This window comes from Mycolicibacterium nivoides, assembly GCF_003855255.1.
GTDB lineage: Bacteria > Actinomycetota > Actinomycetes > Mycobacteriales > Mycobacteriaceae > Mycobacterium > Mycobacterium nivoides.
In genome coordinates this window covers 4,433,254-4,453,729 of sequence record NZ_CP034072.1, presented here as the reverse complement: position 1 = coordinate 4,453,729, position 20,476 = coordinate 4,433,254, and the positions used below count along the sequence as shown (strand labels likewise).

Annotated in this window: 25 protein-coding genes and 1 tRNA gene; 15 read left to right on the top strand and 11 right to left on the bottom strand. The window is 66.6% G+C overall.

The window, feature by feature from the left end; translation table 11 throughout:
- Nucleotides 1-6: 6 nt before the first annotated feature.
- Nucleotides 7-429, bottom strand: coding sequence for a GtrA family protein (locus EH231_RS21710; RefSeq protein ID WP_090430774.1), 423 nt, complete (start codon nt 427-429; stop codon nt 7-9).
- Nucleotides 430-477: 48 nt separating this feature from the next.
- On the opposite strand from EH231_RS21710, the gene EH231_RS21705 reads away from it, so the two are divergent.
- Nucleotides 478-1,104, top strand: coding sequence for a trimeric intracellular cation channel family protein (locus EH231_RS21705; RefSeq protein ID WP_090429937.1), 627 nt, complete (start codon nt 478-480; stop codon nt 1,102-1,104).
- On the opposite strand, the gene pdxR is transcribed toward EH231_RS21705, so the two are convergent.
- Nucleotides 1,101-2,510 carry a MocR-like pyridoxine biosynthesis transcription factor PdxR gene (gene pdxR, locus EH231_RS21700; RefSeq protein WP_124713318.1) on the bottom strand — a complete coding sequence of 470 codons (1,410 nt, stop codon included), beginning with the start codon at nt 2,508-2,510 and terminating at the stop codon, nt 1,101-1,103. The genes EH231_RS21705 and pdxR overlap by 4 nt on opposite strands.
- A gap of 49 nt (nt 2,511-2,559) precedes the next feature.
- Here pdxR and EH231_RS21695 point away from each other — a divergent pair, with 49 nt between their 5' ends.
- Together EH231_RS21695 and EH231_RS21690 are read left to right on the top strand one after the other, a co-directional pair.
- Nucleotides 2,560-3,030 carry a carboxymuconolactone decarboxylase family protein gene (locus EH231_RS21695; protein WP_090429941.1) on the top strand — a complete coding sequence of 157 codons (471 nt, stop codon included), beginning with the start codon at nt 2,560-2,562 and terminating at the stop codon, nt 3,028-3,030.
- A 20-nt stretch (nt 3,031-3,050) separates the two neighbouring features.
- Entirely contained in the window at nt 3,051-3,830 is a 780-nt protein-coding gene (locus tag EH231_RS21690) for a phosphotransferase family protein (RefSeq protein WP_090429943.1), read from the top strand.
- Here EH231_RS21690 and EH231_RS21685 read toward each other — a convergent pair.
- Nucleotides 3,788-4,123 (bottom strand): TFIIB-type zinc ribbon-containing protein, encoded by a 336-nt coding sequence (locus tag EH231_RS21685; RefSeq protein WP_090429945.1) that lies wholly within the window; start codon nt 4,121-4,123, stop codon nt 3,788-3,790. The genes EH231_RS21690 and EH231_RS21685 overlap by 43 nt on opposite strands.
- A gap of 674 nt (nt 4,124-4,797) precedes the next feature.
- On the opposite strand from EH231_RS21685, the gene EH231_RS21680 reads away from it, so the two are divergent.
- Both EH231_RS21680 and EH231_RS21675 read left to right on the top strand, forming a co-directional pair.
- Nucleotides 4,798-5,445, top strand: a complete 648-nt coding sequence (locus tag EH231_RS21680) for a porin MspA (protein ID WP_124713317.1) — start codon at nt 4,798-4,800, stop codon at nt 5,443-5,445.
- A gap of 97 nt (nt 5,446-5,542) precedes the next feature.
- Nucleotides 5,543-5,962: a pyridoxamine 5'-phosphate oxidase family protein gene (locus tag EH231_RS21675; RefSeq protein ID WP_124713316.1), complete on the top strand. Its 420-nt coding sequence runs from the start codon at nt 5,543-5,545 to the stop codon at nt 5,960-5,962.
- Nucleotides 5,963-5,966: 4 nt separating this feature from the next.
- Here EH231_RS21675 and wzm read toward each other — a convergent pair whose 3' ends face one another.
- From wzm to EH231_RS21650, 5 genes are read right to left on the bottom strand one after another with little or no spacing between them, the layout of a single operon-like run.
- Nucleotides 5,967-6,797, bottom strand: coding sequence for a galactan export ABC transporter permease subunit Wzm/RfbD (gene wzm, locus EH231_RS21670; RefSeq protein ID WP_090429950.1), 831 nt, complete (start codon nt 6,795-6,797; stop codon nt 5,967-5,969).
- Nucleotides 6,794-7,690: a galactofuranosyltransferase GlfT1 gene (glfT1, locus tag EH231_RS21665; protein WP_124713315.1), complete on the bottom strand. Its 897-nt coding sequence runs from the start codon at nt 7,688-7,690 to the stop codon at nt 6,794-6,796. Before glfT1 ends, wzm begins: the two co-directional genes overlap by 4 nt.
- A complete protein-coding gene (gene wzt / locus EH231_RS21660) occupies nt 7,680-8,477 on the bottom strand; it encodes a galactan export ABC transporter ATP-binding subunit Wzt/RfbE (RefSeq protein WP_090429953.1) in 798 nt (265 codons plus the stop codon). The genes glfT1 and wzt overlap by 11 nt, the downstream gene beginning before the upstream one ends.
- A 7-nt stretch (nt 8,478-8,484) precedes the next feature.
- On the bottom strand, nt 8,485-9,000 hold the full coding sequence (locus EH231_RS21655; RefSeq protein WP_090429955.1) for a bacterial proteasome activator family protein: 516 nt from the start codon (nt 8,998-9,000) through the stop codon (nt 8,485-8,487).
- Between the two features lie 35 nt (nt 9,001-9,035).
- Nucleotides 9,036-10,997: a DUF6541 family protein gene (locus tag EH231_RS21650; protein WP_090429957.1), complete on the bottom strand. Its 1,962-nt coding sequence runs from the start codon at nt 10,995-10,997 to the stop codon at nt 9,036-9,038.
- 124 nt (nt 10,998-11,121) lie between these two features.
- On the opposite strand from EH231_RS21650, the gene EH231_RS21645 reads away from it, so the two are divergent.
- The gene (locus EH231_RS21645; protein ID WP_090429959.1) at nt 11,122-12,318 is read left to right on the top strand and encodes a cysteine desulfurase-like protein; all 1,197 of its coding nucleotides are present in this window, start codon (nt 11,122-11,124) and stop codon (nt 12,316-12,318) included.
- 22 nt (nt 12,319-12,340) lie between these two features.
- Here EH231_RS21645 and EH231_RS21640 read toward each other — a convergent pair whose 3' ends face one another.
- Nucleotides 12,341-13,318: an NAD(P)H-quinone oxidoreductase gene (locus EH231_RS21640; RefSeq protein WP_090429961.1), complete on the bottom strand. Its 978-nt coding sequence runs from the start codon at nt 13,316-13,318 to the stop codon at nt 12,341-12,343.
- Between the two features lie 67 nt (nt 13,319-13,385).
- Here EH231_RS21640 and EH231_RS21635 point away from each other — a divergent pair, with 67 nt between their 5' ends.
- Both EH231_RS21635 and EH231_RS21630 read left to right on the top strand, forming a co-directional pair.
- Nucleotides 13,386-13,898 (top strand): MarR family winged helix-turn-helix transcriptional regulator, encoded by a 513-nt coding sequence (locus EH231_RS21635; RefSeq protein WP_064957336.1) that lies wholly within the window; start codon nt 13,386-13,388, stop codon nt 13,896-13,898.
- A 19-nt stretch (nt 13,899-13,917) separates the two neighbouring features.
- Nucleotides 13,918-14,007, top strand: a tRNA-Ser gene (locus tag EH231_RS21630).
- A 262-nt stretch (nt 14,008-14,269) separates the two neighbouring features.
- Here the strand turns inward: EH231_RS21630 and EH231_RS21625 are convergent.
- Nucleotides 14,270-14,617 (bottom strand): DUF2200 domain-containing protein, encoded by a 348-nt coding sequence (locus EH231_RS21625; protein ID WP_124713314.1) that lies wholly within the window; start codon nt 14,615-14,617, stop codon nt 14,270-14,272.
- 53 nt (nt 14,618-14,670) lie between these two features.
- On the opposite strand from EH231_RS21625, the gene EH231_RS21620 reads away from it, so the two are divergent.
- The 4 genes from EH231_RS21620 to EH231_RS21605 all read left to right on the top strand — a co-directional run bounded on the left by EH231_RS21620 (nt 14,671) and on the right by EH231_RS21605 (nt 16,491).
- Nucleotides 14,671-15,162, top strand: coding sequence for a hypothetical protein (locus EH231_RS21620; RefSeq protein ID WP_124713313.1), 492 nt, complete (start codon nt 14,671-14,673; stop codon nt 15,160-15,162).
- Between the two features lie 80 nt (nt 15,163-15,242).
- Nucleotides 15,243-15,575, top strand: a complete 333-nt coding sequence (locus tag EH231_RS21615; RefSeq protein ID WP_124713312.1) for a hypothetical protein — start codon at nt 15,243-15,245, stop codon at nt 15,573-15,575.
- A gap of 272 nt (nt 15,576-15,847) precedes the next feature.
- The gene (locus EH231_RS21610; protein WP_338134342.1) at nt 15,848-16,156 is read left to right on the top strand and encodes a hypothetical protein; all 309 of its coding nucleotides are present in this window, start codon (nt 15,848-15,850) and stop codon (nt 16,154-16,156) included.
- Between the two features lie 158 nt (nt 16,157-16,314).
- Nucleotides 16,315-16,491, top strand: a complete 177-nt coding sequence (locus EH231_RS21605; protein ID WP_241177785.1) for a three-helix bundle dimerization domain-containing protein — start codon at nt 16,315-16,317, stop codon at nt 16,489-16,491.
- A 351-nt stretch (nt 16,492-16,842) separates the two neighbouring features.
- On the opposite strand, the gene EH231_RS21600 is transcribed toward EH231_RS21605, so the two are convergent.
- A complete protein-coding gene (locus EH231_RS21600; RefSeq protein WP_124713310.1) occupies nt 16,843-17,481 on the bottom strand; it encodes a TetR/AcrR family transcriptional regulator in 639 nt (212 codons plus the stop codon).
- Between the two features lie 110 nt (nt 17,482-17,591).
- On the opposite strand from EH231_RS21600, the gene EH231_RS21595 reads away from it, so the two are divergent.
- The 3 genes from EH231_RS21595 to EH231_RS21585 are packed head-to-tail and all read left to right on the top strand — an operon-like array spanning nt 17,592 to nt 20,475.
- Nucleotides 17,592-18,917 (top strand): flavin-containing monooxygenase, encoded by a 1,326-nt coding sequence (locus EH231_RS21595; RefSeq protein ID WP_164480975.1) that lies wholly within the window; start codon nt 17,592-17,594, stop codon nt 18,915-18,917.
- Nucleotides 18,914-19,714 carry an SDR family NAD(P)-dependent oxidoreductase gene (locus tag EH231_RS21590; RefSeq protein ID WP_124713309.1) on the top strand — a complete coding sequence of 267 codons (801 nt, stop codon included), beginning with the start codon at nt 18,914-18,916 and terminating at the stop codon, nt 19,712-19,714. The genes EH231_RS21595 and EH231_RS21590 overlap by 4 nt, the downstream gene beginning before the upstream one ends.
- The gene (locus EH231_RS21585; RefSeq protein WP_124713308.1) at nt 19,711-20,475 is read left to right on the top strand and encodes an acetoacetate decarboxylase family protein; all 765 of its coding nucleotides are present in this window, start codon (nt 19,711-19,713) and stop codon (nt 20,473-20,475) included. Before EH231_RS21590 ends, EH231_RS21585 begins: the two co-directional genes overlap by 4 nt.
- Nucleotide 20,476: the final 1 nt, after the last annotated feature.

The following is a 20,476-nucleotide window of genomic DNA, read 5'->3' as shown; positions in this document are numbered from 1 at the left end:
CGGACCTCAGTGCAGCTTGAAGATCACCGCGCGCTGGACGATGAAGTTGATCACCGTGGCGGTGCCCTGGGCGATGATGAACGCGACCGGCACCCGCCAGGGCTGGTTCTCGAACTGCATGTAGAACACGAAGTTGATGCCCACCTGCACCGCGTAGGTCACCGCGTAGAGAACACAGACGGCGATGAAACGGGCAGTGCTCGGAGGTGCCTGGAAGGTCCAGCGCCGGTTGATCAGATACGCCGTGGCGGTGCCGGCGATGAAGCTGATGGTCTTCGCGACGTTGACCCGGATGTCCTCGTCGACGTGCCAGAACGTGGCGAAGAGCCGGAGGAAGGTGATGTACAGGCCGAAGTCCACTATCGCGGCAAGTCCGCCCGTGATGATGAATCTGACCGCCTGGGTCTTCAGGCTCAGGGTCGGCGACATCACGGGTTCGGCCACCTGGGCAGCTTAGCGAGGCCGTACGGTGCACTCGTGCTGCAGACGGTGCTCAACGACCTCGGGATCGCGGTGTTCGCGTCGTCGGGGGCGATGGTCGCGATACGCAAGGGCTTCGACCTGTTCGGTATCGCGGCCCTCGGGGTGCTGACCGGCGTGAGTGGCGGGGTGATCCGCGACCTCTTCCTCGGCGTCCATCCACCCACCTCTATTCAGCACTGGCCCAACATCACCGTTGCGGTGGCCGCGACAGCTGTGGCGACCCTCACCGCCAAGCACCTGATCCGGTTCAACCACATTGTGCTGCCGCTGGACGCCATCGGCATGGGCTTCTTCGCGACCTCCGGCGCGGCGTTCGCCGTCGACCACGGGGCCAGCTGGTTCGCGGCGGTGCTGATCGGGATGACCACCGCGATCGGCGGCGGCATCATCCGCGACGTGCTGGTCCGGGAGATCCCGATGTTGATGCGGCCGGACGATCTGTATGCCGTCCCGGCGCTGATGGGTGCGACGACGTACGCGGTCATCGACTACTTGGGCCCGCAGTGGGTCGGACTGGCGGTGGGCACGGTGCTGGCCACGACGCTGCGCCTGGCCGGTCTGGCATTCCATTGGCGGTTGCCCACCGGCCCGTCGGACCTGATCGCGGGTGAGGACTCCTAGCGCAGCGCCGCTGACAGCACGCCGCACAGAGCGTCGACGGCAGGCCCGAAGGCGTGGTCCGCGGGCGCCCCGAATCCGATGATCACCCCGTCGGGGTCGGGGGTATCCGGTCCGGCCAGGGGGTGCCGCATGATCGACAGTCCGCTCAACGCGATCCCGGCTTCACCGGCCCGGCGCAGCACCTCGGGTTCGGCGCCGTCGGGCAGGGTCAGCAGCATGTTGACGCCCGCGGCCAGCCCGCCGATGCCGAGGTCGAACCCGGCCAGTGCGGCGGCGAGGGTGTCGCGTCGCCGCCGATAGCGGTTGCGCATCCGCCGGATGTGCCGGTCGTAGCCGCCGCTGCGGATGAAGTCGGCCAGGGTCAGCGCGGTGAGCGCGTCGACGTGGTACTGCGCCCCGCCGGCCGCCGCGATGACCGGATCGATCAATGCGTCGGGCAGCACCATCCAGCCCACCCGCATCACCTGGGCCATGCTCTTGCTGGCCGAACCCAGGTAGACGACGCGTTCCGGGTTCAGCGACTGCAAGGCGCCGACGGGTTGGCGGTCGTAGCGGAACTCGCCGTCGTAGTCGTCGTCCACCGCGTACCCGCCGGTGCGCTGGGCCCAGTCGATGACCGCGGTGCGGCGCGCCGGGTGCAGTGCCATCCCGAAGGGGCTCTGGTGCGCGGGAGTCAGTAGTACCGCCGGGGTGTCCAGCCGGCCCAGATCGCTGATCACCGCGCCGTGGGCGTCGACGCCGATCGGCGTTGTCGGTACGCCCAGGCCCGCGAGCGCGTCGCGGAAGATGAACAGCCCGTAGGCTTCCACGGCGATCGGTCGCTGGGTTCCGAGCACCCGGCCCAGCAGGTCGACGCCGTCGCGCACCCCGGAACAGATCACGATCGACTCGGGGGTGGTCCGCACGCCGCGCACGCGGCCCAGATATTCGGTGAGAGCCTCGCGCAGCACGACCGGTCCACGCGGGTCGCCCATCCGCAGTGCGGAGACCGGCGCGTCCGTGATGGCTCGGCGCGCCGACGCCAACCAGGCCGACCGCGGAAACTCCGACACATCGGGGGAGCCGGGCATGAGGTTGTGCCGGGGGACGGCAGGAATGCGGCGCGGGCGCGGCGCCGGCCCCGGTGCGGTGGCGCGCGCGACCCAGGTGCCCGCGCCCTGGCGGGAGGCCAGCCAGCCTTCGGCAACCAGTTCGGCGTACGCCTCGGCGACGGTGTTGCGGGCCAATCCCAGATCGGACGCCAGCGCGCGCGATGGCGGCAGCCGCGTGTCGGTACCCAACCTTCCGCTGCGAATCCCCTCCCGAAGCGCGGTGATCAGCTGCTCGCGGGCGGTGCGACTGCCGGGCTCGATCATCGCGCGCAGGTCGAGATGCAAGTCCCGGTCGGAATTGGCCCGCGAAGTCACTGCAATATTGAACCATCTAGGCGGTATTTTCCCGGCTAGCGTTGACGGCATGACACAGACACTCGAACCCGCCGCCACCGTCGACCGCCTCAAGATCTACAAGGTTTCTCCCGAGCTCTACGACGCGATGATGACGCTGTCGAACGCCGCCGCCAAGGACGTCGATCCCACGATCGGCGAGCTCGTCAAGATCCGGGCGTCGCAGATCAACCACTGCGCGTTCTGCCTCGACATGCACACCCACGACGCCCGCAAGCAGGGCGAGACCGAGCAGCGGCTCGCGCTCATCGCAGCCTGGCAGGAGGCGGGTGACCTGTTCACCGAACGTGAGCAGGCGGCGCTGGCCCTGACCGAGGCCATCACCGAACTGGGCAACGGCCACGTTCCCGACGCCGTGTACGCGCGCGCCGCCGCCGTGTTCACCGAACGCGAGCTCGGTCAGGTGATCGCGATGGCCGTGACCATCAACGCGTGGAACCGGATCAACGTCACCGTGCGGATGCCTGCCCCGCGGCGTTGATCCCGCGGGAAACTGGAGGTGTGCGGACCCGGTCAGGTGCAGATGTCACTGTGCACGGCGCAGTCGTGCACAAGCTGCACCGGCCGGGGACCGATCCGCGCGCACTGCGCGTCCGGCTCCGCGCAGCCGGCCGCATCGATGCCCTGCTGAGTCCGGTGTCCGAATTGCCCGATGCGGTCGACGGCCACTGGCTGACCCGGTGGCCCCTGGCGGAAACCCTTGCAGTGCAACCCGAAAGCGTGCCGTGGGCCGACATCGGGCGGCTGCTGGCGGCGTTGCACACCGAACCGGTCACCGCGCGGCTGCCACCACACGGCTGGCCAGCGAGGCTGAGGCGCGCGGTCGGGCAGGCCCGGCGGCGTGGTGACCGGGTGGTGTCGCGCGCCGCGGCAGGTCTGCCCGACGACGCGTGGCGGCCGGGGTCAACAGACCGGCCACTCACCCTCGTCCACGGCGACTTTCACCTGGGTCAAGTGGGGCGGCACGACGGGCGCTGGCTGCTCATCGATGTCGATGACCTCGGATTGGGCGATCCGGCTTGGGATTTGGCGCGTCCCGCCGGGTTCTGGGCGGCCGGGCTTGTTCCCGACGCCGATTGGTTCCTGTTCCTCGATGCCTACCGGGCGGCCGGTGGCCCGGCGTTGCCGCCCGGGGATCCGTGGCCCGTGCTCGAGCCGTTCGCCCGGGCCGCCGTCATCCAGTCCGCCGCCAACGATCCCGATGACGAACTGCTGGCGGCGGCCTGCGCGCGGATGCCTCAGCTGGAGAAGAACAGCCGGCCGAAGCCCTGCTTGCGGTAGTGCTTGTTGCCGCGGTGGCCCCAGCCCGGCCCATAGTCCGAGTAGCCCTGGTCGTAGCCCGAGTGCGCCTGCGGCGGCGGTGGCGGCGCCTGGACAAACCGGTTCTCCATCTGAGTCAGCGCCTCGAGCTCGCCGAAGTCCAGGAAGATGCCGCGACATGTGTCGCATTGCTCCAGGTGGATGCCGTTGCGCTCATAGGTCTTCATGACCCCGGCGCACTTCGGACACAGCAAGGTGTTGCCGATACCGGAAGGCGGCGGGGATTTCGGGGGCTCATATGGCGGGATGCTCATATCGGCATAACGTCCCACCGTGCTGTGAAGTGCCTGTGAGGTATGTGCGGGGTTGCGTAAGGCCCGATCGGGGGCCTCGGCCGGACTCGAAGGCGGTTGCGCCGCCGCTTTCGGTGTGATGTCCGACACTATTCGGAATATCGGCCGCGGGTCCGTTGAATCGATCCGCGGCCGTTCAGTTAATCCCGGTGTTCGGCACCGTGTAACGGGACGTTTACACAGCAAGCGCAAACCTGGGGCGGTTGGCGGGCCGGTCCGCGATATTGACGATTGTGCCGGCAATCATTCCGCTCAGCGTGATTGCCCGTTCCGCGCTCTGCGGAACGGGAGAAATGCCAGCTCCGGCCGCTTGGTGAAGGCTTGCCCCGGTTTCTGGACGCCGGTGCGATGTGCGCTGAGGACTCGGTGTTCACAGGTAACCGGCAGCGACGGTGTGACGCACGCCGGTGCTGATCTAGCAAACTTTGTATCGCTATTTGTATGTCCGGTAACGGGAAACCGTTGCCGTTGCCGCCCGGATGCCGCCCGGTTACGTTTCCTCCTGCCAATCATGAGCAAGGCATGAGAACCGGGTGTGATCTCCCTAATCGGGCGGTCGGCAGCCGATGGATCTCTAGGGCGGGGGCCCTGGTTGGTGAGGAACGAATCGGATCACCGACATAGCTAGGGAGAACATGAAGGCATTCAGTCGGGTGCTGGTCGCATTGGTGACCGCAATGGCCGGGGTCATCGCTGGCCTCTTCATAGGCACGGGCACTTCTCATGCGGGTCTGGACAATGAACTGAGCCTGGTTGATGGTCAGGACCGGACCCTGACGGTTCAGCAGTGGGACACCTTCCTCAACGGTGTGTTCCCCCTGGACCGCAACCGGCTGACCCGTGAGTGGTTCCACTCCGGTCGTGCCAAGTACACGGTGGCCGGTCCGGGTGCCGACGACTTCGCGGGCACGCTGGAGCTGGGTTACCAGATCGGCTTCCCCTGGTCGCTGGGTGTGGGGATCAACTTCTCCTACACCACCCCGAACATCCTGATCGACGATGGTGACATCACCGGCCCGCCGTTTGGCCTGAACTCGGTCATCACCCCGAACCTGTTCCCGGGTGTGTCGATCAGCGCTGACCTGGGCAACGGCCCGGGTATCCAGGAAGTGGCGACCTTCTCGGTGGACGTCAAGGGTCCGGCCGGCGGTGTGGCGGTGTCCAACGCGCACGGCACCGTGACCGGTGCTGCCGGTGGCGTGCTGCTGCGTCCGTTCGCCCGCCTGATCGCCTCCACCGGTGACAGCGTCACCACCTACGGCGAGCCCTGGAACATGAACTGAGGACATGAACGTCCAGTAGGCACCTTCGCATCGGCGCGTCCCGCTTCTCCTGAGAAGCAGGGCGCGCCGATTGTCATATGACGGCTACGGTGGCCTCATGACGCCGCAGAGCCCGGTTTCGGTGCTCGGGGAGGACGAGAGCTGGCAGCTGCTGTCCAGCGTGACCCTGGGCCGCCTTGTCTCGACGATCGGCACCAGACTGGAGATCTTCCCGGTCAACTTCGTCGTCCAGCACCGCACGGTGCTGTTCCGTACGGCCGAGGGCACCAAGCTGATCAGCACCCTGTTCAACGACCGGGTGCTGTTCGAGGCCGACGACCACACGGGCGTCGGCGGGTGGAGTGTGATCGTGCGGGGTGTACCGCAGCTCCTTGAGACACCGGAGGAGATCGCCGAGGCCGAGCGCGCCCAGCTGTTGTCGTGGATCGCCACCACGAAGCGGCGCTACGTGCGGATCCAGCCCAAAGAGGTCTCCGGGCGCCGGTTCGTGTTCGGTGGCGTGCCGGGGGACGGGTAGCGGCTCAGACCCAGTACGGGACGCGTGCGCGGTACTGGCGCATGGCCAACGCCGCGAACGTCCACCCGATCGCCGTGAGTGCCAGCACCACCACCCAGTGCCGCACTTCCTGATCGGCGCCCAGCAATGGTGCGCGCACGATATCCAGATAGTGCAGCAGCGGGTTGATCTCGACGATCTTGGCCCAGGATCCGGCGCCCTGCTGCTGCAGCGTCGACTCGTTCCAGATGATGGGTGTCATGAAGAACAGCAGCTGCACCACCGAGGCCAGCAGCGGCCCGATGTCGCGGTATCGGGTGGCGAGGATGCCGAAACAGATCGACACCCATACGCAGTTCAGCACGATCAGCGCCAGCGCGGGGATGACCGCCAGATCGGTCCACTTCCACGGTTTCGGATAGATGATCGCGATGACCACGAAGATGACGATGTTGTGGCCGAACAGGATCAACTGCCGCCACACCAGCCGGTAGACGTGGACCGACAACGGCGTCGGAAGTTGTTTGATCAGACCTTCGTTGGCGATGAAGACGTCGGCGCCTTCGAGGATCGAGGCGTTGATCAGGTTCCAGATGATCAGGCCGAGCGTGACGTAGGGCAGGTGCTCCTCGAGTGGCAGCTTGAACAGCTTCGAGTACAGCAGGCCCATCGCCACTGCGGTGGTGCCGGTGGCGATCGTGATCCAGAACGGTCCGAGCACGCTGCGCCGGTAGCGCTGCTTGATGTCCTGCCAGCCCAGATGCAGCCACAGTTCGCGCTTGCTGAAGCCTTCGGTGAGATCGCGTACGGCCCGGGTCATGGTCTTGGACTCGGACGCCGCGTCGGTGAATGTCATCTCTGGAACCTTTCGCTCCTGCCCAACCGCCGCAGGCGAATCCATTCGCGCAGACCCGCGGGGTCGCGTCGGGACACCAGAAAGTACCAGCCGAACCGGACCCACTCCTGGGGCAGGAGTTTGCGCAACCCCGGCTGGGACAGCAGGTAGCCACGGTTGCGGTAGGTGAAGAACCGTTTGGTCTCGTCGTCGGGGTACTGAGTGTGCATCCGGCCGCCGAGGATCGGTTTGAACTCGTCGGTGCCGCACGGGTGCAGATAGCTTGCGGTCAAGCATGTTCCGAACGGCAGGCCGGAGCGCACCAGGCGCCGGTGCAGTTCGACCTCGTCGCCGCGGACGAACAGGCGCAGATCCGGGACACCGACGGCCTCGACCGTGGCGGCCCGGAACAGGGCGCCATTGAACAGCGACGCGATGCCGGGCAGCACGTCGCTCGTACTCTCGGTGCGCAATTCGCTGACAAACCGCCGCCACACCAGTCCTCGGCGCAGCGGGAACGCCAATCGTTCGGGATCGTCGAGGTTGCACACCATGGGCGAGACCTCTGCCAGGGTGTACTGCTCGGCGCAGGCCAGCAGGGTGGACAGCACGGTGTCGTCGGCGGGGCGGCCGTCGTCGTCGGCCAGCCAGATCCAGTCGGCACCCTGAGCCAGGGCGTGCAGCATGCCCAGTGCGAAACCGCCTGCGCCGCCGAGGTTTCGGCGGGAACCGAGATAGGTGGCCGGCACCGGCTGGCCGAGGACCAGATCGCGCACGGCCTCGTCGTCGTCGTTGTCGACGACGATCAGGTGGTCGGGTCTGCGATCCTGGTTCACCACTGCGGCAAGGGACTTGGTCAGCAGTTCCCGACGCCGGTGCGTCACGATCACCGCGACGACGGATTCAGGCTCCACGGGCCGTTTCCTCCAACACCTCGCGCACGTGACGCGCAGCGTCCGGTCCCTCGTAGGCGCCGACGACTTCTTCGATGCCGCCGGTCATCTTGATGGTGCCGTGGTCGATCCACATCGCGGTCTTGCAGAGCCGGGCCAGGAACTCATTGGAATGGCTTGCGAACACCAGGATTCCGGACCGCTCGACCAGGCTCTGCAGCCGTGACTGCGCCTTCTTCAGGAACTCCGCATCGACCGCACCGATGCCTTCGTCGAGCAGCAGGATCTCGGGGTCGATGCTGGTGACCACGCCCATAGCCAGGCGCACCCGCATGCCGGTCGAATAGGTGCGGAGCGGCATCGACAGGTACTCGCCGAGTTCGGTGAACTCCGCGATCTCGTCGACCTTGGCCAGCATCTGCTTGCGGGTCTGCCCGAGGAACAGCCCGCGGATGATGATGTTCTCGAAACCCGAGATCTCCGGGTCCATCCCGACGCCGAGGTCGAACACCGGGGCCACCCGGCCGCTGACCGTGGCAGAGCCGCGGGTCGGCTCGTAGATGCCCGAAAGCAGCCGCAGCAGTGTGGATTTGCCCGCGCCGTTGTGGCCGACCAACCCGACCCGGTCACCCATTTTCAGTGACATCGTGATGTCGCGGAGCGCCTCGATGACGACGACGTTGGACTCGTTGCGCCCGATGGCGCCGCCGGCCTTGCCGAGGAACGCCTTCTTCAGCGAACGCGTCTTGGCGTCGAAGATGGGGAACTCCACCCATGCTTCGCGCGTCGAGATGTACGGATCAGACAACTCAGGCCTACAAGTACTGACCGGTGCCGGGATGGGACGGCCCGCCGCGCTGTCCGCCGGGGACCTGCAGCCCTGGCGGAAGGGCGCCCTGGCGCATCTGCTCGAGCTGTGCGCGGGCGGCCATCTGCTGGGCGAACAACGCCGTCTGGATGCCGTGGAACAGGCCTTCCAGCCAGCCCACCAGCTGCGCCTGCGCGATGCGCAGTTCGGCGTCCGACGGCACATTGTCCTCGGTGAAGGGCAGCGTCAGCCGCTCGAGTTCTTCACGCAGCTCGGGGGCCAGACCGTCCTCGAGTTCGTGGATGCTGGTGCGGTGGATGTCGCGTAGCCGCTCCCGGCTGGCGTCGTCGAGCGGAGCCGCGCGCACCTCTTCCAGCAGTTGCTTGATCATGGTGCCGATGCGCATGACCTTCGCCGGTTGTTCGACGAGGTCTGTCAGCGACTTGCCGTCCGCGTCGGCATCGGTCTCATCAGGCGTGCTCGCCAGGATCTCGATGTTGTCATCGTCGGGGTTGATCGTCATTGCCTTCCCTTGGATCTCGTCAGTTCTGGGTCGTGTCAGTTTGTCGCCCTGGTGGCCGCGTTCTCTCCGCGCCAGCGGTAGATGCGGTCCTCACCGTTGTCGTAGATCTTCTCCCACGACCGTGAGCTGTCTAGCGACACTAGCCCGTCGGGCATGACGAACCCTCGAACCACCGGGGTGCTGGTGAGCACATAGCGGATGTTGAGCGCCTCGACTGCCTCGGCAACCCTCGGATCGGTGTCCGCGTCGTCGGCGTAGGCCCAGAAGATGAACCGGTTGTACCCGGGGCCCTGTTGCATGGGGTAGTCGTAGTGGGTCCACAGCGGGTGTAGCCCTGACACCGCGTACATCCAGGCGGTGCCGTCGGTGTTGGCGTCGCCGATCAGCGTGGTGCGGGCGTCGGGCAGCGTGGCCAGGTAGGCGAAGGCCTCCAGGTCCTTGGCGTCGATCATCACCGAGTCGTACTTCTGCCCGAACAGGTACTTGTGCCGGGGGAAGTAGTGCCAGGCCAGCCCCACCGTGGTGGCGACCAGCGCGACGGCGGCCGTCGCGCGGATCCAGGCCGGGCGGGCACCGGTTCGGCGCAGGGCAGCGGCGCCCAGCAGGACCAGTGCGCACAGGCCGATCGCCGCCATGGGTGCGTACAGCATCGCGACGACGGCCGACAAGCGACGCGGGTCGCTGTAGAACAGGTCGCTGAACTTGCCGGTGATGACGCCCAGCGGTCCCCCGAACGGTGCGCCGGAATGCACGATCGACGCGATGAGGAGCAGCCACACGGCCAGCGGCCACCAGATCTTCTTGACCAGCATGACCAGTCCGCCGATGGCGGCCAGCGCGATGAGTGCGTTCTGGATCGGGAAGTCGTTGAGGTGGCGGGTGTGCTGGACGATCGCCGCGAACAGCGAGTGCTTCTTGCCGAGGTGGTTGACGAAGGCGTGGCCCACGATGATGTCGGCTTGCTGAAGGACCCCGAGAAACTGGGGAAGCATGATCAGCAGGGTCGGCAGCGCGACGGCGGCCAGCGCCAGGAAGTCGGTCAGCCGGCTGCGCACCGGGTGCCACAGCGCTTCCACCAGCCACCAGACGCCGACCAGCAGCACGGTCACCACACCGCCGGTGAGGTGCACCGAGAAGACGCCGACAGTCGCGAGCACGGCCAGACCGATGCGGTCGCGGTGCGCCGGTGTCGAGATGATCAGGGCGAACACCGGCACGGCGAGCCCGTAGGCGACCAGGTTGGGCATTGCCGCCACATCGAATTCGACGTAGGGCACCGCGGTGAACGACGCGGTGAGCGCTGCCGCGGTGGCCGCGGCGACGGCGGTGCGCATCTCGCAGGCGTGCGGGCGGACCATCTTCCACGTCAGCACCGCGGCGCTGACCGGGAACAGCCACACGGCGGCGGTGACCGAACTCACGGTGTAGGCGGTGGTCGCGGCGGCGCCGGTGAGCTGGCAGTAGACGGCGGCCAGCGCGTGGAAGGCCGACGGGTAGTAGAGCGCCTCATGGGTCTCCACGTTGCGCAGCTCGCCCATGTGGGTGGGTGAGGCCTGGCCGGTGTCGAGGATCCACCGGATGGTGTTGGCGTGCCACACCGAGTCCCAGGTGCTGGGGATGGATTGCCAGTGCGGCAGTCCGGCGAACGCGGCGGCGGCGATCAGCGCGGCCCCCAGCAGCACTCCCGCCGCAACCACCAGGGCCGGCCGCCGCGACAGGCCCGATGCCTCGGCATCGCGGTCACGGTAGCGGGCCAGCACCCTCCGCAACCCCGCCGCAATGGCGGAAACGACGGCTACAGCAAACAACGCCGTCCACGCGTTCCACGGCACACCGACGGCCCCGAGCGGAACGATCGTCAGCGCGACGGTGCCGTAGGTCAAGGCTGGACCCACTGCGACCGCCGTCGACGCGGTCAGTCCGCCCGCCCTGGCTATCAGTGCCCCGGGGATCACCAGCAACAACAGTGCGATTAGCACTCCGAACCCGAAGCCCACTGGACTAGTATGGCTGCCCAGGGTGACCCGGTCCGAGCATGGTCTCGGAAGTGCAAACGTGCGGTCGGGCGCTCACCAAATCGTGTCGGTTTGTGATATTTGCGGACGCTCTAAGGTGGCTGGCATGGCATACGACGTCGCCCGGGTGCGTGGCTTGCATCCGTCATTGGGCGATGGGTGGGTCCACTTCGATGCCCAGAACGGCATGTTGGTGCCCGATTCGGTCGCGACGACGGTTTCTACCGCCTTCCGCGGCTCGATGCCCACCGCTGTGGGACCGCACCCATCGGCACGCCGCAGCGCGGCCGTTCTCACCGCAGCCCGCCAGGCCATCGCAGATCTGGTCAACGCGGATCCGCGGGGCGTGGTCCTGGGCGCGGACCGGGCCCAGCTGCTGACCGCGCTGGCCGAGGCCTCCTCGAGCCGGGTCGGGCTCGGCTACGAGGTGGTGGTCACCCGCCTGGATGACGAGGCGAACATCGCGCCGTGGTTGCGGGCGGCGAATCGCTATGGCGCCAAGGTCAAGTGGGCCGAGGTCGATATCGAGACCGGTGAGCTCCCGGCCTGGCAGTGGGAAGGGCTGATCGACAAGCCCACCCGCCTGGTGGCCATCGCGTCGGCCTCGTCGACCCTGGGAACCATCACCGACCTGGGTGAGGTGACCAAGCTCACCCACGAGGTAGGCGGCATGGTCGTCGTCGACCACTCGGCCGCAGCTCCGTACCGGCTGATCGACATCAACGAGATCGATGCCGATGTGGTCGCCCTCAACGCTGTGCCGTGGGGCGGCCCGCCGATCGGCGCCCTGGTGTTCCGCGACCCCTCGACGATCGATTCGTTGGCCTCGGTGTCGTTGAACCCGCAGGCGACGGGTCCGGCCCGCCTCGAGGTGGGCGCGCATCAGTACGGACTGCTCGGCGGCGTGGTCGCCAGCATCGAGTACCTGTCCAACCTCGACGACACGGCCAGCGGCTCGCGCCGCGAAAGGCTCACCGTCTCGATGCAGTCGGCCGGCGCGTATCTGGACCGCCTTTTCGAGTACCTGGTGACCTCGCTGCGCTCGTTGCCGTTGGTGATGGTGATCGGCAGGCCGGAGTCGCAGATTCCGGTGCTCAGTTTCGTGGTGCGCGACATCCCGGCCGAGCGGGTGGTGCAGCGGTTGGCCGACAACGGCATCCTGGCGATCTCGAATGCCAGCTCCCGCGTGCTCGACGTGATCGGTGTGAACGACATCGGCGGCGCGGTGACCGTCGGGCTGTCCCACTACTCGACGGGCGCCGAGGTCGACCAGCTCGTGCGGGCACTGGCCTCGCTGGGCTGATTGCTCCTCCCGTCGCGGTGGGCTAGACGGTAAGCACGATCTTCCCCGACACCTCACCCGAAGCCAGCAGTTCGTGGGCCCGCTGGGCCTGCTGAATGGGCAGTTCGGCGCCGATGATCGGACGTACCCGTCCGTCGGCGATCATCGGCCAGACGTTGTCGAGCACCGCACGGACGATCTCCCCCTTGCCGCCCGGTCCGTCCACCGGCCGGGGGCGCAGCGAGGTGGCGATGACCCCGGCCCGCTTGCCGAGCAGCTTGGCGATGTTCAGTTCGGCCTTGATGCCGCCCTGCATGCCGATGATCACCAGGCGTCCGCCGGTGGCCAGGGCGTCCACATTGCGGTCCAGGTAGGCCGCTCCCATGATGTCGAGGATCACGTCGGCCCCCGCGCCGCCGGTCTCGGCCCGGACCCGCTCGACGAAGTCCTCGTCGCGATAGTTGATGGTGATGTCGGCGCCCAGTTCACGGCACAGCGCGAGCTTGTCGGCGGAGCCGGCCGTCACCGCGACGCGCGCGCCGAGCGCGTGGGCCACCTGAATTGCGTGGGTGCCGATGCCGCTCGCACCGCCGTGCAAGAGGACGAGATGACCGGGTGTCAACCCTGCGGTCATGACGAGGTTCGACCACACCGTGCAGGCCACCTCGGGCAGTCCGGCGGCATCGTTGAAAGCAACGCCATCGGGCAATGGCAGCACCTGTGCGGCGGGTACGGCGACATACTCGGCGTAACCGCCGCCTGCGAGCAATGCGCACACGGGTTGCCCAACTGACCAGTCGGTAACATTCGAGCCGAGGGCGGCGACGGTGCCCGACACCTCCAATCCGATGACCTCACTGGCGCCTGGCGGGGGCGGATACTTGCCCGCGGCCTGGAGCAGGTCGGCGCGATTGACGCCCGCGGCGTGAACGCGGATCAGAACTTCTTCGTTTGCTGCTTCGATATCAGCGACATTTTCCCAGGTCAGATGGCCGTTAACGGAGGCGACAATTGCATGCATTATTTCCACGCTACAAGCATGCTGTTTCCCAAGCGCAGCAATACTGACGTCCCTTACGATTGCGCCCATGGCGGGGATGATTGCGGGGCGCACGGCGGGTGACATGCCGGGCCTGGACATCGCCGAGCAGAGGTCATGGCAGAACTACCTCGACTCGGCCTTGCGAATGTATGCGACCTTGAACCGGTCGCTGGTGGACGCACATCACCTCACCCTCAATGATGTGCGCCTGCTCGACATCTTGGACAAGTCATCGACCGGGTCGGCCCGGATGGGTGACTTGGCCGAACGGCTGATGTCACTGCCCAGCCGGGTGACCCGGCAGATCCGGCGGCTGGAAGTCCAGAACCTGGTGACCAGGTGTGCCAGTCCCGACGACGGGCGCGGGGTGGTCGCCACGATCACCGAAGAGGGCAGGGCCGCTGTTCGTGAGGCGATGGTGACCTACGGGCAGGGTGTCCGGTCACACTTCCTCGGCAGGCTCTCGCGTCCGCAGATCGCGGCGATGGGGGAGAACTGTCGCCGGATCAGCGTCGCACTGAAGAACGGATCGCCTCCCGCCCACATCGGTCGGGTGTGAAACCCGTACTCTTGTCGGCGGTGGCGTGGCAGAGCGGCCTAATGCACTCGCCTTGAAAGCGAGAGACGGCTAACACCGTCCGGGGGTTCAAATCCCTCCGCCACCGCCATCAGTGGTGGTTTCCGGCGTTGGGCCGGACGCCAGGCACTACTGAAAGCTGACTCTTTTCGACACAACCGCCGTGGAATCCCCGCGGCGAGGAGTCGGAGTGTCGTCCCGCGAACTGGGTCATTACCCGAACGCACGATGGGACCGACACATGGCACGGTTCCCCAGCTACCTCACCCGCTGCGAAGCAAGCGCGACCGACCTCGACCACGTGGTCTGTCGGTGGCAGCGGGGCCGGAAATAGGTCGCTTGGGGGATCCCGACTACGCCGTGCGCAGCACCTTGCTCATCGGCTTGCCGCGGGCGAGTTCGTCGACGAGCTTGTCCAGGTAGCGGATCTTCCGCATCAGCGGATCCTCGACTTCCTGCACCTTCACCCCGCACACGACGCCGGTAATCAGCGAGGCGTTCGGGTTCAGCGAGGCGTCGGCGAAGAACTCCGAGAACGTGGTCTCGTCATCGAGGTGGCCCCGCAGCGCCGTCTCGTCGAACCCGGTCAGCCAGCAGATCGCCTCGTCGAGTTCGGCCTGGGTGCGGCCCTTGCGCTGCATCTTCGCCAGATAGTGCGGGTACACCGCGGCGACGGCGGTGCCGAAGATCCGGTGCTCCATGCATCGAGGCTACGGCGTGGTGGTGTCCCCGACCGCCGTGTCAGACTGCGTTCGTGACCGGCAGCGTGGATCAGATCCCCAAGGCCACCACGGAGTGGACCGCTCGGCCCGGCGACGCGCGCCGGGCGACGTTGTCGATTCTGCGGCAACCCGCGCTGTGGAAACGGCTGCTGACATTCACGACGGTGGTCGCGGCGATCGTCGCCGGGGTGTGCGTAGTCAACGGCAGCGGGTGGCTGGTCGGGTCCGTGATAGTCGCGGCGGCGGCTGTGGTTTACGCGGCGTTCGCTGTCGTGACGAGTCTGGTGTGCGCCTACGTCCCGAACCGGCGAGTTCTGCGCACCGGCTCACGGTGGGCCGCCGGCGGCGATGAATCCCGAATCCGTATCGACACCCCGGCGTCCACTCTGGTCATCGACCGCAGCAACATCATCTCGGTCCGCCCGGCCGGTGCGCTGATCGTGCTGCGAGTCCGCCCCAAGCAGGTTCTCGGGATCCCGACGGCGCTGTTCGCCGATCCCGCACTCGAGAGCCTCATCGCCTGACGGGGCGAGCCCGGCGGCGATTGACCCCGCGCTGGCCGTTCGACGCGCACGTGGAGTTTGCTGAGATTACGATTCACGTTATGGCATGCGTGGATGAATCCGACTGGCCCTTTGCTACTCCGGTCAACATCGCGGCCTTCACCACCCGTCAGGTCCTCGAGGACGGCCTACCGGTCCTGACTGTGTTCCACGATCACCAAGGTGAATGGCAGTTCGTGTGTGAGACTCCGGACCCGGTCCGGGAGATCAAGCTCGCGTGCATGGGGTGCGTGGTCGGTGCCGACCCGTCGCTGCGTGAGTTGGCCGATCTCCCTGTTGGCTGGTTGGCGTTCCGGCCCTCTCCCGAACATGAGTGGTACCGCGAGGAAATGTCCCCTGACGAGGTCGAGGACGACTCCACCCCTCACGCGTGACCGTGCCCGCCCTGGCTTGTGCCGGGGCAGGTGTGCACTTCGCGCCTCTCAGTCTCGCCCCCGTCACCCGGCAATGGGTGGGGCCTCAGACTCCACCAGGCCAAGGGGCGCTGAGGGCGCACGCGGCGTAGTCGTCGTGCGGAGCGCTACCCATCCTGCTTCGGCCGCAGCTAACGACTTCCCTCGACAGGAGACGTTGGTCGGGTATCGCTTCCGGTGCCGAGGTGTTCGCGTCCTGCAAACTGTGTCGTCAACAGAGTAGGTTTCTCGGCGTGGAAAATGAGGACGAGTCTGGCAAGCCCAATCAGGTTGCTGACGACGTGGGGTTGGGCGTTGGTGACCGGGCACGGATATACCCGGGTACCGCCGAGGAACAAGCCGGGGTGGTCGTCGAGGATTTCGGTACCGACGCCGGTCTGCCTGTTGACATTGGTGACGAGCGCATCGCTGATGCTGCACGCCGCTGGGCCGTATCCCTCGACACCGGGAACCTCGTCTTCGTCGATGACGCTGACATCGTGGCCGGAAGCGGCGACTCAACCGTCGGCGAAACTTCGGAAGACCAGCAGGCCGGCGGCTAATCCGACGTCGGCGGTGCAGGACGGTCCAGACGGCAGGTCCAAGCTCGACGGAGTGCACCCGTCCGACTGTTCATCGACTCGTTGGTTGACGGGCGACAGGACGGCGCGGATGCTGGTACTCGATGGCTGAGATTACTGAGCAAACAGCTCTGGCAGAGGTGAAGCGCAGACTAATCCAGGAGTTTCCGGGGGTCGCGCCCACCGATGTCGACACCGCGGTCGCCGCGGCCCATGTCCGGTTCGAGCTCCGCCCGATACGTGATTTCGTCCCGTTGTTCGTCGAGAAGCGCGCACGTCATCAACTGGCGCAGCAATACCTGCCTGCCAGCGCCTAAACCTGACTTGATTGAGTCGCCCCCTGCCGAATCGAGGCTGGGGGCGACGCCCCTTCATCGGGTACGTCACTTGGGTCCTACTTCTCGGATGAGTTCGCGGCTCTCCTGATGCGCTGAACCCGCAGCTCAACTCGGTCTGGAAAGCCCAGCGGAGCAGCGGCCTCAGGCCTCCACCCCGTCGCTGGCCCAGGCCCACCTGTACGCTTCCCCAAGTCGAATCGTCTTGCGCGGCACCGGGGTACAGTCACATCCGGTTTTTGTGCGGCGACAACGGCCCGGACTACAAGAACGCGTCGTGCAGGGTGATCACCGAGACGACCGTGAAGGGGCGGTGCCGGACTGTATGGGAATCTAGGGTCGGATCAGGCTCGTGACGGCGGTGTCGGCTCCGGCCAGGAGGCGTTCGCGTGGGTAGTTGTCGGGGTCGGTCAGCAGTAGCCTTCCCGACTCCAGGATCAGCGACAGCATCATGCGGGCCAGTAGTTCGACATCGGTGTCTGGGGGCAGGCTGTCACCGTCGGCCTGGGCGGTGAGCAACGCCTCAATGCTGTTCGCGGCGAGTTCGCGGCCTTGCTCGAGGCGGGTTCGGAACGCCGACGTGGTGCTATCGGCCAGCACAAGGATCGCCCGCCACAAGTCGGGGGAGGCCTCGAACATCTTCAGCAGGTTCGCGTAGAGCGTCCGCAGCCGCTCGGTGAGGGCCATCTGCGACGACGCCGGGGGAAAGGCGTCCCGGTACTGGGCCACGGCACGCTGCTCTTCGCGGACCAGTGACGCGCGCAGGAGTGCGTTCGTATCGTCGAAATGCTTGTAGACGACCGGGCGCGTGACGCCTGCCTGCTTGGCGACCGAGTCCATCGATACCTTGCCCACGCCGTGTTCGGCGATCACGCGGAGCGCGGCGTCGAGTAGGTGTTCGCGCCGCTGCGCCGGTGCCATGCGCGGGGCGTAGGGACGCCGAGCCGCCTGTGGGGTTGTGTCTATCGTCACGCCTCTATCCGATCGTGTTGACGGGAGCGCTCCCGTCCGGCATGTTACATCGACTGTAGCTACAGCGTGTGTAACAAACTGCGGCCGGGGAGAGCCGAGACGGGGTGAGTGTGAGCATCGAGGACCGACAGGATCGTGTGTGTCTGATCGGCGCGGGATACGCAGGAAACGGCCTGGCGTTCGCGCTCAAGCGCGCGGGAATCGCCTATGACCAGCTGGAGGCCACCGACCGGGTGGGCGGCAACTGGTCGCACGGGGTGTATGACTCCACCCACCTGATCAGTTCGAAGAAGTCCACGCAGTATGTCGAGTTTCCGATGCCAGAGGACTATCCGACTTTCCCGAGCGGCGCGCAGATGCTGGCCTACCTGCAGTCCTACGTCGAGCATTTCGGGTTGGTCGACAACATCGAGTTCGACACCGAAGTCGTGCGCGTTCGGCCCGTCGACGCGAACGGGTCGAGCGGCTGGTACGTCGAGCTGGCTTCGGGTGAGGTCCGACGGTATCGCGCTGTGGCGATCGCGAACGGCCACTACTGGCAACGCAACATCCCTGACTACCCGGGCGAGTTCACCGGGACGGTGCTGCACTCCAAGGACTACAAGCGCCCCGAAGACTTCGGCCCTGGGGGCAGGGTGCTGGTCGTCGGCGCCGGAAACTCCGCAAGCGACATCGCCGTCGAGGCCTCTGCCACCTTCGGGACCGCTGACATCTCGATGCGGCGCGGCTACTGGTTCATCCCGAAGACTATGTTCGGGATTCCGTCGTCGGAGTACGACCGCATCTGGTGGCCGATGCCGCTGCAACGTGCGGTGTTCAAACAGATGCTGCGGCTGAGCTACGGCGACTACCGCCGGTACGGCCTACGCCACCCGGACCACAAGCTGTTCACCCGCGACGTCACGGTCAACACCTCGCTGATGTACGCGCTGCAACACGGCAAGGTGCGCACCCGCCCGGAGATCGACCGGTTCGACGGTGCCACAGTTCATTTCAAGGACGGATCGCACGCGGACTACGACACCGTGGTGTGGGCGACCGGTTTCCGCACCAGGTTCCCGATGCTCGATGAGTCGATGTTCGTCTGGGAGAACGGGGAACCGCTGCTGATCGAGCATGTGCTGGTGCCTCGTTACGCGAGCCTGTACCTGTGGGGGCTCGTCGCACCGCGTTCGGGTGCGGGCCGGATCATCTCCCAGGGGGCGGCCTTTCTCGCCGAGGCGATTCCCGCGCAGGACCGATTCGATGAGCCGTTGGCCGATGTCGTCGCGCGGTGGGTCCCCGCCCGATCGACGATGCTCGCCGGCTCGGCCGAAGTCCTCAGCCACATCAGGCTGCTCCGTCAGGCACTGCGACTGCTCCAGGTGCGCGCGGTCCTATTCCCTCGCTCGAACCCGCTTCTCGCCGCCTCTGTCAAGGAGCTGACACCGCAATGACCATCCCCCTTCCCACCCCTGATTCCCGGGTCGTGATCACCGGCGCATCCAGCGGAATCGGCGAAGCGCTCGCCGAATCTTTTGCCAGACGCGGACATTCGCTGATCCTCATCGCTCGACGGGAGGACCGCCTCCACGCGTTGGCCGAGACGTTGAAGACTCGGTACATCGTCGACGTCGATGTCGACGCCTGCGATCTCGCTGACGCTTCTGCGCGGACTCTTCTTCTCGGCCGCTTGCTCGATCGCGATATCTCGGTGGCCTGTCTGAACGCCGGCTTCGCCACCTACGGAGCGATCGCCGACCTCGACGCCATCCGGGAGCACGAGGAAGTCGAGCTCAACGTCGTTGCGGTCCACGACTTCGTGGTGGCACTCCTACCGCGCATGCTCGGCCGATCCTCGGGAGGGATTCTCATCACCGGCTCCACCGCGGGGAACCAGCCCAGCCCCAACAATGCGACCTACGCCGCTACCAAGGCGTTCGCCAACACCTTGTCCGAGTCCCTCCACGGTGAGCTCGCCGGCACCGGCGTCACGTGCACGCTGCTCGCTCCGGGACCGGTGCGGACGGAGTTCGGAGCGGTCGCTGATCTCGGCGCGATCGAAAAGAGGCTGCCCGGCTTCGCGTGGGTGACTGCGGAACAGGCCGCTGAGGCCGCGGTGCGCGGACTCGAGTCGGGCAAGCGTCGAGTCGTACCGGGCGCGACCGCGAAGCTGCAGGACGTGGGCGGCAAGTACACCCCGCGCTCGATCCTCAACCCGATCCTGCGCAAGGTGTACGGGGATCTCCGATGACCGACACCGCCATCAAGGACTACGGACTGCGGGGCAGCATCAAACAAGCACTGCGCCTGGGCCCACCATGTGGGTTGCTCTACCGCGACGCCCACTATTTCACCGCCACCGTCGAAGTCAACACCGCGACGATGCGTCGCTGGCTGCCACCGGGCGTACGTCCGGCCACACCCGGACGAGCGGACGTGTTCACCGCGTGGTTCCCGGACTGCTCCTACGGGTCGGTCTATCACGAGGCGGGAATCTTCGTCCACATCAAGGCCGGCCGACGAACCGGGATCCACTGCCCGTGGATGATTCTCGACGACGACGTCGCGCTGATCCTCGGACGGGAACTGCTCGGCTACCCCAAGAAGCTCGGCGAGATCGAGTGGAGCGGCGACGGCGACACGATCGCGGCAACAGCCAGCCGCCGCGGGCACGATCTCCTAACCATGCGCGGAACTCTCGGTGAAGCGCTCCCCGACGCACCGCCGATCCTCGGGCGGCCGCACCGCAACGTGACCGGCACGCTCGGGTTCGCCCTGCCACGGATCGTCGGATTCACCCCCAGCGAGCATCCGATCGAAACGCGACGGGTACACCTCGACGAGTTCTCGCTCGCCGGATCCGATCGCGACCCGATCCACCTGATGGGCCTCGGCTCCGTTCTCGAGGCCCGGCTGCACCGCGTCAATCTCTCCGCTGGCAGGCCACCGATCCCACGTCGCCCTCTGACCCCGCTGTTCTCCCTGACCCGACTTCGACCGAGAGTGCTGTGAT

Excerpts from the sequence above, each read along its gene's own strand:
- EH231_RS21710 (WP_090430774.1), bottom strand. The coding sequence starts at position 429 with ATGTCGCCGACCCTGAGCCTGAAGACCCAGGCGGTCAGATTCATCATC.
- EH231_RS21695 (WP_090429941.1), top strand. The coding sequence starts at position 2,560 with ATGACACAGACACTCGAACCCGCCGCCACCGTCGACCGCCTCAAGATC.
- EH231_RS21685 (WP_090429945.1), bottom strand. The coding sequence starts at position 4,123 with ATGAGCATCCCGCCATATGAGCCCCCGAAATCCCCGCCGCCTTCCGGT.
- EH231_RS21680 (WP_124713317.1), top strand. The coding sequence starts at position 4,798 with ATGAAGGCATTCAGTCGGGTGCTGGTCGCATTGGTGACCGCAATGGCC.
- EH231_RS21675 (WP_124713316.1), top strand. The coding sequence starts at position 5,543 with ATGACGCCGCAGAGCCCGGTTTCGGTGCTCGGGGAGGACGAGAGCTGG.
- wzm (WP_090429950.1), bottom strand. The coding sequence starts at position 6,797 with ATGACATTCACCGACGCGGCGTCCGAGTCCAAGACCATGACCCGGGCC.
- EH231_RS21655 (WP_090429955.1), bottom strand. The coding sequence starts at position 9,000 with ATGACGATCAACCCCGACGATGACAACATCGAGATCCTGGCGAGCACG.
- EH231_RS21645 (WP_090429959.1), top strand. The coding sequence starts at position 11,122 with ATGGCATACGACGTCGCCCGGGTGCGTGGCTTGCATCCGTCATTGGGC.
- EH231_RS21640 (WP_090429961.1), bottom strand. The coding sequence starts at position 13,318 with ATGCATGCAATTGTCGCCTCCGTTAACGGCCATCTGACCTGGGAAAAT.
- EH231_RS21635 (WP_064957336.1), top strand. The coding sequence starts at position 13,386 with ATGGCGGGGATGATTGCGGGGCGCACGGCGGGTGACATGCCGGGCCTG.
- EH231_RS21625 (WP_124713314.1), bottom strand. The coding sequence starts at position 14,617 with ATGGAGCACCGGATCTTCGGCACCGCCGTCGCCGCGGTGTACCCGCAC.
- EH231_RS21615 (WP_124713312.1), top strand. The coding sequence starts at position 15,243 with ATGGCATGCGTGGATGAATCCGACTGGCCCTTTGCTACTCCGGTCAAC.
- EH231_RS21590 (WP_124713309.1), top strand. The coding sequence starts at position 18,914 with ATGACCATCCCCCTTCCCACCCCTGATTCCCGGGTCGTGATCACCGGC.
- EH231_RS21585 (WP_124713308.1), top strand. The coding sequence starts at position 19,711 with ATGACCGACACCGCCATCAAGGACTACGGACTGCGGGGCAGCATCAAA.